Origin of the sequence: Acinetobacter sp. YH12254, assembly GCF_013417415.1 — a bacterium.
GTDB classification, from domain to species: Bacteria; Pseudomonadota; Gammaproteobacteria; order Pseudomonadales; family Moraxellaceae; genus Acinetobacter; species Acinetobacter pseudolwoffii.
Genome location: NZ_VPEB01000006.1, coordinates 219,710 through 232,169 on the forward strand (window position 1 = coordinate 219,710; position 12,460 = coordinate 232,169).

The 12,460-nt window shown below is 41.2% G+C and carries 11 protein-coding genes and 1 rRNA gene; 1 reads left to right on the forward strand and 11 read right to left on the reverse strand.

The window, feature by feature from the left end:
* Nucleotides 1–7: 7 nt before the first annotated feature.
* The 3 genes from FTV29_RS06640 to FTV29_RS06650 all read right to left on the reverse strand — a co-directional run bounded on the left by FTV29_RS06640 (nucleotide 8) and on the right by FTV29_RS06650 (nucleotide 3,310).
* Entirely contained in the window at nucleotides 8–1,213 is a 1,206-nt protein-coding gene (locus FTV29_RS06640) for a hypothetical protein (RefSeq protein WP_159138548.1), read from the reverse strand.
* 34 nt (nucleotides 1,214–1,247) lie between these two features.
* A complete protein-coding gene (locus FTV29_RS06645; protein ID WP_005095859.1) occupies nucleotides 1,248–2,081 on the reverse strand; it encodes a C39 family peptidase in 834 nt (277 codons plus the stop codon).
* Nucleotides 2,082–2,269: 188 nt separating this feature from the next.
* Nucleotides 2,270–3,310 (reverse strand): DUF6160 family protein, encoded by a 1,041-nt coding sequence (locus FTV29_RS06650; protein WP_159138547.1) that lies wholly within the window; start codon nucleotides 3,308–3,310, stop codon nucleotides 2,270–2,272.
* Between the two features lie 259 nt (nucleotides 3,311–3,569).
* Between FTV29_RS06650 and FTV29_RS06655 the strand changes: the two genes are divergently transcribed.
* On the forward strand, nucleotides 3,570–4,901 hold the full coding sequence (locus FTV29_RS06655; RefSeq protein ID WP_180075252.1) for an anthranilate synthase component I family protein: 1,332 nt from the start codon (nucleotides 3,570–3,572) through the stop codon (nucleotides 4,899–4,901).
* Nucleotides 4,902–5,020: 119 nt separating this feature from the next.
* Here the strand turns inward: FTV29_RS06655 and hisC are convergent, their stop codons facing one another.
* The 8 genes from hisC to rrf form a co-directional block, all read right to left on the reverse strand.
* On the reverse strand, nucleotides 5,021–6,112 hold the full coding sequence (hisC, locus tag FTV29_RS06660; protein WP_159138545.1) for a histidinol-phosphate transaminase: 1,092 nt from the start codon (nucleotides 6,110–6,112) through the stop codon (nucleotides 5,021–5,023).
* A gap of 151 nt (nucleotides 6,113–6,263) precedes the next feature.
* Entirely contained in the window at nucleotides 6,264–7,565 is a 1,302-nt protein-coding gene (hisD, locus tag FTV29_RS06665; protein WP_081273097.1) for a histidinol dehydrogenase, read from the reverse strand.
* A 186-nt stretch (nucleotides 7,566–7,751) separates the two neighbouring features.
* Nucleotides 7,752–8,453: an ATP phosphoribosyltransferase gene (hisG, locus tag FTV29_RS06670; RefSeq protein WP_004646025.1), complete on the reverse strand. Its 702-nt coding sequence runs from the start codon at nucleotides 8,451–8,453 to the stop codon at nucleotides 7,752–7,754.
* Nucleotides 8,453–9,709: a UDP-N-acetylglucosamine 1-carboxyvinyltransferase gene (gene murA, locus FTV29_RS06675; RefSeq protein WP_005172524.1), complete on the reverse strand. Its 1,257-nt coding sequence runs from the start codon at nucleotides 9,707–9,709 to the stop codon at nucleotides 8,453–8,455. Before murA ends, hisG begins: the two co-directional genes overlap by 1 nt.
* Nucleotides 9,710–9,716: 7 nt before the next feature.
* On the reverse strand, nucleotides 9,717–9,968 hold the full coding sequence (gene ibaG, locus FTV29_RS06680) for a BolA family iron metabolism protein IbaG (protein ID WP_004730742.1): 252 nt from the start codon (nucleotides 9,966–9,968) through the stop codon (nucleotides 9,717–9,719).
* 133 nt (nucleotides 9,969–10,101) lie between these two features.
* Entirely contained in the window at nucleotides 10,102–10,434 is a 333-nt protein-coding gene (gene hpf / locus FTV29_RS06685; RefSeq protein WP_159138543.1) for a ribosome hibernation-promoting factor, HPF/YfiA family, read from the reverse strand.
* A 183-nt stretch (nucleotides 10,435–10,617) separates the two neighbouring features.
* Nucleotides 10,618–12,069, reverse strand: a complete 1,452-nt coding sequence (locus tag FTV29_RS06690) for an RNA polymerase factor sigma-54 (protein WP_159138542.1) — start codon at nucleotides 12,067–12,069, stop codon at nucleotides 10,618–10,620.
* A 288-nt stretch (nucleotides 12,070–12,357) separates the two neighbouring features.
* Nucleotides 12,358–12,460, reverse strand: a 5S ribosomal RNA gene (gene rrf, locus FTV29_RS06695); the annotation flags it as partial.

Consider the following 12,460-nt stretch of genomic DNA (forward strand, 5'->3'; position numbering starts at 1 on the left):
ACCCCTATTAACTGATTTTTTTACCAAAACCTAAAATATCAAGCGGGAATGACAACCCCAACGAAACATCAGGCGCATCTTCGGTCAGCCCTAAGCCGACGGTACCATTTACAATCGTTTCTGGAGAGACTCGCACCCCTAATGAAATTGCCAAGGTGGAACTGGTCTGATCCGCGGCAGAGTAGCTTTCTCCTGTGTTATAGCTAAACTCAGCTCCCGTATTAAAGCTTTGCTGATAGGACATGGTCATCGAAACGTCATAGTTAAATGAGTATGCGAAACCGAATGCAACCCCCCCACTAATCCCCGGTTCAAACTCTTCAATAATGCGATAACCGCGACGCTGGTTCAGGCCTGATTCTTTAAAACCATAGTTTGCAGAAACGGAGGCAAACAGCACGACCGGATCGATGTATTTACGTGTACTGGCACCCACTCCTGCTGAGTAATAGCCCTTCCCTGCTGCCAGATCTGTCGCTGCATTGATTTCATAAGGACTGTCGCCCGTTTTTGTTGATAAATTACCAAATAAAATTAAAGGTAAACGGCCAGCTTTTAATGGAAATGGTTCCCAGCGTGCCCCAACACTAATATCACCTAGTCCGGCAGTCGAAGTGTCTTTTAACAAGTCGGTCTTGGCCACTAAAGGCAAGGATGCAGTTAAGGTCAGGTTATCTTTCACCCCATATTGGAATGTGAAAGTATTGGTCAAACTATGCGTGGCATTCTCTTGTACACGAAGTTGATATAGTTGACCCTGAGCCATTTCAATATCAAGTTGAGTGTCACGATAGTAGGTATAATCGATATCGTAATATGATGAAATATCACCTTTTTTAATGAGTGAGTACTGACGTTCATTTGAAGTAAATACTTCTTCCAGATTAGCTGCCTGGGTAGCATCACCTTCCTGTTTCTGTAAAGCTTGGGATGCATCTGCTACTTGTTTAGTCTGAGCCTCTACCGGTGCGGCAGTTTCACTCACTGCTTCTTCAGCTGTTTCATATCCACCGAGTTCCGGCTCTTGTGCAGCCTGTGTTTCCACTTGCTCAGTCTGGGCCTGTACAGGTACAGCAGTTTCAACAATAACTTCCTCATCAACCGTTTCGTATTCACCCAGTGTCGGCTCTTCTGCAGCAAATGCAACGCCCATTACCATTTGAATGCTCAGTGCCAAGAACGTCTTGTTCATCCATTTACTGTTCATATCCATTTCACCATTTTAATTTTTATTACTATTTTTCGTTTTATTTATTCTTGTAATACAATCTCAGGAAATTATATTGATATTCTCCAAATTTTTCTGATTCTATATTACGATTACGGTCCATACGGATCGTCGAGGCTTTATCGGCAATTTTATCCATATAGAACTGTGGATACTGCATGTCGACCAAGGCATAACGATTAATCGTGGCATCTTCCACATGGCGCATGTCGGCTTCTTTCAATGCCAGAAAGTTTTTACGATATTGTTCAGGGACATTAATCAGGAATAATGTATTATTTTCCCAAACATCCTGAAAACGCCGCTCGTCAAAACTGATATTACCGAGTGCTGGATCTGCAACATACACCCGGCCATTTTTATAGCCTTTATAAACTACGAAATGTTTGAATCCGGCATAAGAAATTGGAACAATAGCAGGCTGATCTTGATTAACTAAATCTTTGAACTCTCCTCGATAGCCTCCGCTTTCTAGCCCTAAAGCCGAGACAAAGCGCTTCATATCAAGTAAAGAGAAACTGCGGCGTTCAATAATTTTATCGGTTTCGCCGAATTTCATCAGTCCATTCATGACTTGCTGTTCATCTAGCTGTGTACCGATATAACCATTAAGTAGGGTGGTAAGGGCGGCTGAACCACAACTATAGTCATAGGCTTGACGTACAATGCCCTGAAATTGATCCAGAAGTGCAGGCTTTACTTGTACAGCTTCACGGTGCATACGCACAAAAGAGTCATTTCTTGAATCAAGAACTTCAGTATAGTGAACAGCGCCATTTGGCTGTTTTTTGATATCCAGAGCTTCTTTGGCAGCATAATACATCAATGCCGAGCCCAACGCGATCTCTAACATAATTATTAACTTTTCTTATAATGGGCATGATGTGCCTATTTTTCTTTTTATAGAGCATTCACTCTACTTCCTTGTAACTAGAAAGATACCTTCTTTTTCAAAAAAATACAGCATTTTTTTTATTTTTTGGATAAATGATTCAGTCATAAAAAAAAGCGCGTGTAAACACGCGCTTTTTTTTATGAAGACTAGTGACCAGAAATCGTAATAATTGCACCTGGTACATATACTTGTGGCGCTGGACTATAATAAGTCTGCATTCCTTGAACTTCCATATCACCAATTGATGCTGCGTTACGACTACCTAAGTGAATACCTTGTACATAGTTATCATGCGCACCACTTGTGCTGACAATACGAATGAAGCCATCATTTGCAGCTGACTCACCAAATACACTAATACTTTGATTTAAAGTTAAATCTTTAGAATTAGCATCTGTAAGCTTGATACTCTCGATAAAGATTTCACCCGGACCAGACGTTGTTACACCTGCAGCAACTGTTCCACCAGCTGTTGAATTATCAAGAATACCCAAGTTATTGATTGTCAAACCACCAATCATAGTCGCATTCAACTTGATCATCGCACCTTGAGGTGCTGCACCCAATTGAATATTTGCAGACATAGGACCTGTTTTAAGAGTTAAGCCCGACAAAATGTCATTAACTTTGCCTTGACCACCACGGCGAATAGTATTTGCATTAGCAGCGGGTTCATCACCAGTGGCTTGCACACCAATTTTACCGATATTGATGTCTAAGCCCGAAACTTCAGCTGCAATGTTAATGAACGGATCGCCACCGCCCGCATCTGAATCAATCGTTAAATCTGCTAGGTTACGAGTAGTTAGTAAGTAAGCCCCATTGTCATCATAGTTTGCCCCAATGACAACACCATGGTTTTCATTCTTGTCACCCGCTATACCATTACCATAAATAACAATAGAACCTGCAGTTGTTGTACCCCCCCAACCTGCAGATGCTGGCGTACCTAATGGGTTTTGTGCTGAAGGTGGTACCGGACCTGTTGCAGTTGATGGCGAAGTATAACCATCTGTATCATGAATGAATAACTTTTCAATTTCAATTTTTGAAATACCGATACCAATACTAATACCGTCTTGACCCGTTGTTTCGCTTAGAGATGCATCATCCATAGCTTGCATCGCCATCGCATTGGCACTAAATGCAACTGAAGTCGCCAGAACTAATTTTGTGAATTTTTTCATTGTTTACTCTCCCAAGAGTAGTATTTTTTTGGTTGTGAATCACTCAATGTTCACGCTGTATTTTTTATTTTCTGACAACGCAAAGCATCTTTCCTTGAGTAATTTGCTTGCAGAACTAAGTTATCTCCGAGCAATCATTTGATCAACTGTTGTTGGTCGCAATCCAATGCTTACCGATAAACGGTATTTGATGATTTAAAAATATTTTCCTGTCTTCTTGATATAAAATAGCGAGTCATATTGAACTCTGCTTAACTGAATGACCGAAGCTCTCTATCATCGCCCCTTAAAATTTAAATCACCTCTGGTTGCAGATGTATTATCCGCATTAAAGACATTGGGGCATCTGGTGTATTTAAATAATAATGGTCAGCCTTTTATTGCCTGCTGTGCTCAAGAATATTTTATTGTGCAGCAATCACATATTCAGTCGTTTCAAAGAGTGGAAATTGAACAATATCAACTCAGATCATCTGAGTTTAGTTTAGAAATTGATGCATTAAGAAATCCTCACAAGACTGGATTTCATGGAGGTTATGTCGGTTTTGTTGGCTATGATTATGCGGCTCAGCAATATATTCAGTATCCGGACCGCTCTCAACCTGGTTTATTTATTGGTCAATTTTCTTCCTATATTAAACCAAGCTCTGAGGGATGGATGTTCTATAGTGATGATCCAGAGGCAGAGCAGATCTTCGATTATATTCAGAACTTACTTAATCAAAATAAAATTCGTCCGACGTTTCAGTTAATAAGCCCTTGTACTTCACGCTGGACCAAAACGGTCTACAGCAAGGCATTTCAGAAAATTCAGGATTATATTATTACAGGTGACTGCTATCAGATTAATCTGACACAAGAATTTAATGGTCGCGCCCAAGGTTCCCTCTTAGCAACCGCCCAAGCCTTCTGGACATTAACCGAAGCGCCTTATGCGGGTTATTTGCGTATTGGTGATTTTGAATTATTAAGCTGCTCACCCGAGTTGTTCATTGATTTTGAAACGAAGCGAAAAATTATTACCAAACCGATTAAAGGCACAATGCCCCGTTTTACTGATCCAGTGCTCGATGAACAATCCAGGCAGACCCTAAAAGCCTCAGAAAAAGATCAGGCAGAAAATGTCATGATTGTGGATTTATTACGTAATGATTTAAGTGTTTATGCCGAAACAGGCTCAGTCAAAACACCGAAATTATTTAGTATTGAAAGTTTCAATCAAGTTCATCATATGGTCAGTGAAGTTGAAGCGACTTTAAAAGCAGATATCAATCCTTTTGAAGTACTCATGTCTGCTCTTCCAGGTGGCTCGATTACAGGCGCACCCAAAATTCGGGCCATGCAGATTATTGAAGAACTTGAGGGTGCACCACGTGGTGCTTACTGTGGTTCTATGGGCTATTTCAATTTCGATGGCACTGGCTCCTGGAATATTCTGATTCGCTCGATTCAAAAGTATCAGGAAGATATTTCTTTATGGGCCGGTGGTGGTATTACCATTTCTTCAGATTGTGATGCGGAATATCAAGAATGCTTTGATAAGGTTTCAGCGATGCTTGATCTGTTAAATACCTGGTATCAGCCTGAATAAATAAAAAGTGAATTTTAAGATGCGCTTTTTACTACAAATCTCCCCCTTGCGCAGCAATGCTTCTCACCTTTAATAAAGATGAGAATGCCTCCCTTTAAAACGGGAGGCTAGAAAGGATTTTAATTACACAAAATCTCATTTTTTAGCGTATCTACTAAACGCTGATTTTGCTCATCTGTACCAATCGTAATACGCAAGAATTGATTAATACGAGGTTTGTTGAAATAACGCACAATAATACCACGCTCACGTAACTCACTCGCGAGTTCACCTGCATCTTTAGATACGAATGTGGCAAAAATAAAGTTTGCACTCGAAGGTAATACCTTAAAACCAAGCTCATTCAGCTGAGCTACCAACTTTTCACGACTGGCAATGACTTTCTGATTTTGTGCCTCAAAGTATTCCTGATCTTCAAAAGAAGCCACCGCTGCCGCAATCGCAAAACGATCCATCGGATAAGAGTTGAAACTGTTTTTGACTGCTTCAAGTGCTGCAATTAAATGTGGCTGAGCAATGGCAAAACCCACACGTAATCCTGCAAGAGAACGCGACTTCGATGCAGTTTGACATACCACTAGGTTTTCGTATTTCTCAATCAGCTTGACTGCCGATTCAGCGCCAAAGTCGACATAGGCTTCATCAATCACCACCACTGAATCTGGATTGGCTTGCAGAATTTCTTCAATCGCAACCAAACCAAGATCAATACTGGTTGGCGCATTCGGATTAGTGATGATAATGCCGCCATTGGCTTGTTTATAATCATCTACCACAATTTCAAAGTCATCATTGAGTGGTAAAATTTTGGTTTTCACCCCAAAGAACTGACTATAAACCGGATAGAAACTATAGGTGATGTCTGGATAAAGCAATGGCTGTTCTTGAACAAAGAATGCTTTAAAAATGTGCGCTAAAACTTCATCCGAACCATTCCCGACAAAAACCGTCTCTACAGGCACATGTTGCTGTTTCGCAATGGCCTGTTTAAGTTCAGATGCATCAGGGTCAGGATAAAGACGCAGCACATCAGCTGAATTGGCCAATACCTGCTGCACTGCCGCAACCACTTTAGGCGATGGCGGATACGGATTTTCATTGGTATTCAGTTTTAAAATATTCTGGATTTTTGGCTGTTCACCCGGCGTATACGGTTCTAATTCACGTACGTCAGGACTCCAAAAACGCATTTGTTCTGTGGTGATATTCATTTTTAAATTCTCAAAGTTCCCTCTCCTAACCTCTCTTACATTCACTTTAAAACAATGCTTAAAGCTCATTCAGAGAGAGGAATATTCATTCTTTATAATATTTCCCCTCTCCTTAGTAGGAGAGAGTTAGAGAGAGGTTTTATATTTTTAATTACTGATAACGATAACGCGCCGATCTCGCATGCGCATCTAGATTTTCCTGCTGTGCCAAAATATCTGCTGTTTTCGCCAAGGTTTTAACACCCTCTTGTGAACACATGATCAGGCTTGATCGCTTCTGGAAATCATAAACCCCCAGCGGTGATGAAAAACGTGCTGTACCTGAAGTTGGCAAGACATGGTTTGGCCCGGCACAATAATCACCAATCGCTTCAGGGGTGTAACGACCCATGAAAATCGCGCCTGCATGGCGAATATCTTCTGCCATCTCTTGTGCTTCATCTAAACATAGCATGAGATGTTCTGGCGCCACTTGGTTAATCAGCTCAGCACCTTCAGCACGGTCTTTTACCAATACCAAAGCACCGCGGTTCTCAATTGAAGTACGTGCAATATCTGCTTTCGGTAATGCTTCTAAGTGTTTTTCAATCCACTTTTCAACAGCATCTAAAAGTGCTTCATCAGGTGTAATGAAAACGGCTTGTGCCACAGTGTCATGTTCAGCCTGTGACAATAAGTCCATCGCCAACCATTCAGCGTTATTCTCGCCTTCGGCATAGACCAGAATCTCAGAAGGGCCTGCAATCATATCGATACCGACCTGACCAAACACCGCACGTTTTGCTGCAGCCACAAACCGGTTACCTGGTCCGGTAATTTTATCGACAGGTGGTACGGTTTCTGTACCATATGCGAGTGCTGCAACGGCTTGTGCACCACCAATCGTAAAGACACGTGTTACGCCAGCCAAATATGCAGCAGCCAATACCAATGGATTGAGTTCACCATTCGGGGCAGGCACCACCATAATAATTTCAGGGACACCCGCCACATGTGCAGGTACGGCATTCATCAGTACTGAGGATGGATAAGATGCCAGACCACCCGGCACATAAATCCCGACACGATCCAGTGGAGTCACTTTCTGACCGAGCGTATTCCCCAAAGCATCGACATAAGTCCAGCCATCTTGTTTTTGGGCCTGGTGAAACTCACGCACACGCGCTGCAGCTAATTCCAGTGCTTCACGAACTTCAGTCGTTAAACCTTCAAAGGCAGCTTTGAGCTGCTCTTGTGTCAGTTCTAGCTCTGAAAATTGATGCGCCGGATGTCGATCGAACTGTTGAGTGAGTTTAAGAACATGTGCATCACCATGCTGACGAACATCAGCAATAATTTGATCTACAGTTTTTAAAAGTTCAGGATCATTCACAGTCTCAAAAGCCAACAAGTCAGCAAATGCTTGCTTGAAGTTTTGATCTTGGGTCGATAAACGTCGCATCAATTTACCCATCAGGTTTGAATTCGAAGGCTTTAGTTTACCTGTTTTCTAGGCTTTTGTCGGCAGACATAGTGCTCTAGCTCTATGAGTTTTATTGAAAATAGCTTTGGGTAAAATTGATGAAAGGATTTAAATAGAATCTGATATATAGAGAAATAAGAAACCGCCCGGATTGGGCGGTTTCTTAAGCAATCAATTTTAAGCCTGTTTTGCCTTTTCGCGTTCTTCGACTGCTTTTTCAAGCTGAGCCAGAATCGGATTTAACAAGGCTTGCTTACGTTTGAAGCTGGCTTTATTGACGATTAAACGTGAAGAGACTTTACAGATTTCTTCAAGTGGCTCTAAACCATTGGCACGTAAGGTATTACCAGTATCGACCACATCGACAATGTAATCGCCCAGACCGACCAATGGTGCAAGTTCCATTGAACCATACAACTTGATCACATCGACTTGCTCACCCAAGCTGGCATAGTATTGCCGGGTTAAATTCACGTACTTGGTCGCAATTTTCAAACGACCTTTAGGACGCTGCATCCCGACTTTACCAGCTGTCATCAATTTACAAACCGCAATTTTCAGGTCTAATGGTTCATAGACATTTTGCGCACCATGTTCCATCAATACATCTTTACCCGCTACACCAATATCGGCTGCACCATTTTCTACATAAGTCGGCACATCAGAAGCACGTAAAATTAAAATACGAACCTGTTTATGCGTAGTGGGGAAAATCAGTTTACGTGATTTATCCGGATCTTCCAGTAAATTAATCCCTGCTGTTTCAAGCAGTGGCAATGTTTCTTTTAAGATACGACCCTTACTTAATGCCAAAGTTAAACCATGATCAAAATTGCCCATTACGTCAAAGTTTGGATCATCGTTTCTCATATCGCTCATTAATTTACTCGCTTAATTTGGGCACCTAAACTTTGTAACTTTGCTTCTACATTTTCATAACCGCGGTCAATGTGATAAATACGGTCAATCAGTGTTTCACCTTCAGCGGCAAGTGCTGCCAGTACCAAAGAGAAAGAAGCACGTAAATCTGTTGCCATTACGGGTGCGGCAGAAAGTTTTTCTACCCCAGTTACGACAGCATCATTACCTTCGACCTGAATGTTTGCCCCCATACGGGCCAACTCAGGAACATGCATAAAACGGTTTTCAAAAATCGTTTCTGAAATTGTCGCAAAGCCTGCAGCAATGGCATTTACAGCCATGATCTGGGCTTGCATATCAGTTGGAAATTCTGGATGTGGCAAGGTCTGGAAGCTTACGGCTTTCGGACGTTTACCCAGCATATCTAACTCAATCCAGTCGTCGCCACGAGTGACTTCTGCGCCCATTTCTTCAAATTTATCCAGCACAGCTTCCATGAGGGATGGATCTGTGTGTGTGGTTTTGATACGACCACCTGTGATTGCAGCCGCCGCCAGATATGAACCCGTTTCAATCCGGTCAGCCACCACTGCATATTCACAGCCATGCAGACTTTCAACACCAGTCACGATTAACGTATCGGTATCCAAACCTTCAATTTTGGCCCCCATCTTGATCAGCATTTGCGCAAGATCAGTGATTTCAGGCTCACGTGCTGCATTGCGAATTGTGGTCACACCATCGGCCAAGACTGCAGCCATCAGAATATTTTCTGTACCACCGACAGTCACCATATCGAAAACGACTTCGCCACCTTTAAGACGGCCATCGACTTTGGCATGCACATAGCCTGCTTCAACTTCAATCTCTGCACCCAAAGCTTCCAACGCTTTTAAATGCTGATCAACAGGACGTGAACCAATTGCACAACCACCCGGCAAAGACACTTTTGCACTGCCATAGCGCGCCAATAAAGGGCCAAGCACTAAAATAGAAGCACGCATGGTTTTCACGAGCTCATATGGTGCAAACTGGTTATCTAATGTCGAGGTATCCGCAGTAACGGTATCACCTTCATAAGTCATGGTGATCCCAAGACCGGCAATTAGCTTCACCAATGTATTCACATCTTTCAGATCAGGAACATTTTTGAGCGTAATTGGCGTATCGGCAAGAATCATTGCTGCTAATAATGGAAGCGCGGCATTCTTAGCACCAGAAATACGCACTTCACCTTCGAGCTTGATACCGCCCTGAATTAAAAATTTATCCATTAATTTATTAAGCTCCAAATAAGCTTGCTTTGCGCCATTCTTCTTTTGTCATTGCTCGAATTGTCACTGCGTGAACTGCACCACTGGCAATATGGGCATTGAGAGGAGCATAAACAGCTTGTTGACGTGCAACTGGACGCTTACCTTCAAATTGATCATCCACAATACGGAGATCAAATTTTCCGCCCTGACCACTCACAGCAACATCCGCCTCGGGAAAAGCGGCTTCTAAAATTTCAGCGAGCTGTTCATTATTCATCACAAGACCTCTTATAGGACTAAGGGTGTAAAACGAGCCATTTTACTATAAATAGCAAAAATAATTCATGGATCCATACATTATATATATAAAAAAAAGAGGCTTTTAAAACCTCTTTTTCATCATTTGTCCTTTACAAAGCCAAAGCATGCTGCTGTAAATGCGTTTCCCGATAGCGATCAATCTGCCGTTTAAGTTTTTCGGTCAACATTTTAATTGACGTATACATATCATCTGCGGTGGCATGGGCAAAAAATTCAATGCCCGGTAATCTGATAATAGCCTCTGCGATATGGTTACTACTGCCCTTTCTGGAGCGTTTATCAATTTGATGATCTTTAGAGAGTTTCACTTGCATACTATTCACCTGATCAAGATGCTTGGTCATTTGTGAAAATTTGGTTTTTATACGTTCTTCAATTGCTGGCGTAATAGATAAATGATGTCCACGAATTGTTATTTGCATAGTTCTATCCCTCACCTTCGTTAGGATTAGAAGAGTCACAATATAAAATAATTTAAATACAGCAACTTATAACTCAAAAATCGTATTTTAAGCACTGATTCAAATCATTTTCACTGTTCCTCAAAAGAAAAAAGATTCATTATGCTGTCATAATGAATCTTTAGAATAGCCAGATTTTAAATTTTAGATCAAGACCTTTCGCTCAGAAGATGAAGGAATATGTAACGATTCACGATATTTCGCCACCGTCCGTCTTGCCACATCAATCCCTTCATTTTTCAATATATTGGCGATTGCATTATCAGACAAAGGCTTACGGGCATTTTCTTCAGAAACCAGTTTTTTGATCTTGGCACGAATGGCAGTAGATGAAGCCTCTCCACCTGAAGTCGTGCCCACATGACTCGAGAAGAAATATTTTAATTCAAATAAACCACGCGGTGTCAGCATATATTTATTGGTGGTCACACGAGATACGGTCGATTCATGCAATTCTACTTCTTCGGCAATATCTCTTAAAACCAAAGGTTTCATCCCTTCAGCGCCAATTTCCAAGAACATTTTCTGATGTTCAACAATACAGGTTGCCACTTTTAATAATGTTTTATGCCGCTCATCAACGCTTTTAATGAAATTTTTTGCTTCTAACATCTGGTTACGTAAATATTGATTATCGTCACTTTGATCTGCACGACGAATCATTTTGGCATAGAAAGGATTGACGCGTAATTTTGGCAGTACATCCGGATTTAAATTGACATGCCAAGCGTTATTCTTTTTCATGACCACAACATCTGGCACCTGATAATCCGATTCTTTATTTTCAAATTCCAAGCCCGGGTGAGGTTTCAGAGTTTTTAATAAATCTACCGCATAGCGTAACTGCTCTGGATTTAGCCCGGTTTGTTTAATTAATTTTGGCAGTTCATTACTAATCAGTAATTCATAATGTTGTAGAAGCTTGATTGCATCATTTCGGCAAGGCGTTGAGGCAGGTAAATGATCAAGCTGAACCAACAGACATTCTGCCAAACTTCTAGACCCTACACCCACCGGATCTAAACGCTGAATATGCTTTAATACGACCGCAACTTCATCATCTTCAATTTCCTCCTCACTCCCCATCAAGGATAGAAGATGTTGTACCGATGCAGTAATTTCAGTCAGCTCAGCATCTAAAAAGCCTTTGTCATCCAGGGAATCGACAATGCAATAAGCGATTAATTTATCAACCTGTGAAAAATTTAACAGGTTAATTTGCTCAAGCATATATTCCTGTAAGCTCTGATGCCCTTGACGATTGTCTTCTCGCTCTTCGAATTCAGCCGCACCTAAGCTGGTAGGTTGATGAGTATAGACATCATCCCAATCGGTATCTACAGGTAGGTCATCGGGAAGGTGATCCGCATTGAGTTCATTAGTTAGGTCTTTGTGTTCATTATTTGATTCAAGTGTCGATAAGCGTTCAAGGGTAATCTGTTCTTCAACTTTTTCTAATAGAGGGTTACTATCAAGTTGCAGTTGAACTTCTTGTTCCAGTTCCAGACTCGATAATTGTAATAGCCGAATTGCTTGCTGCAATTGTGGAGTTAATGACAGCGAGTTCGCAATTTTTAAGCCCACTGATAATCTCATTATAACCCCCTTAATTAAAAATCTTGTTCTATAAGCAATTTTTATGCCGTTTTAATTTTTATAACACAGTTTTACCAAAAAACATACGAACTGGCTTTCAAATTCTTATATTTCCCAAATTAATAATTCTCAAATATTTGATTTACAAGAACAAAAAATACCCATTAACGATTTCGCTAAGGGGTATTTTGAGTAAATTCAGAATATTATTTTTACTTTTTAATTTTGCTATAAATTCCGCGCACAAAAAAACACCCCCTGCTTATGCAGGGGGTGTTTCGAATAATGAGCTGGCGATGACTTACTCTCACATGGGTAACCCCACACTACCATCAGCGCAAAGAGGTTTCACTTCTGAGTTCGGGAAGGGATCAGGTGGTTCACTCTTGCT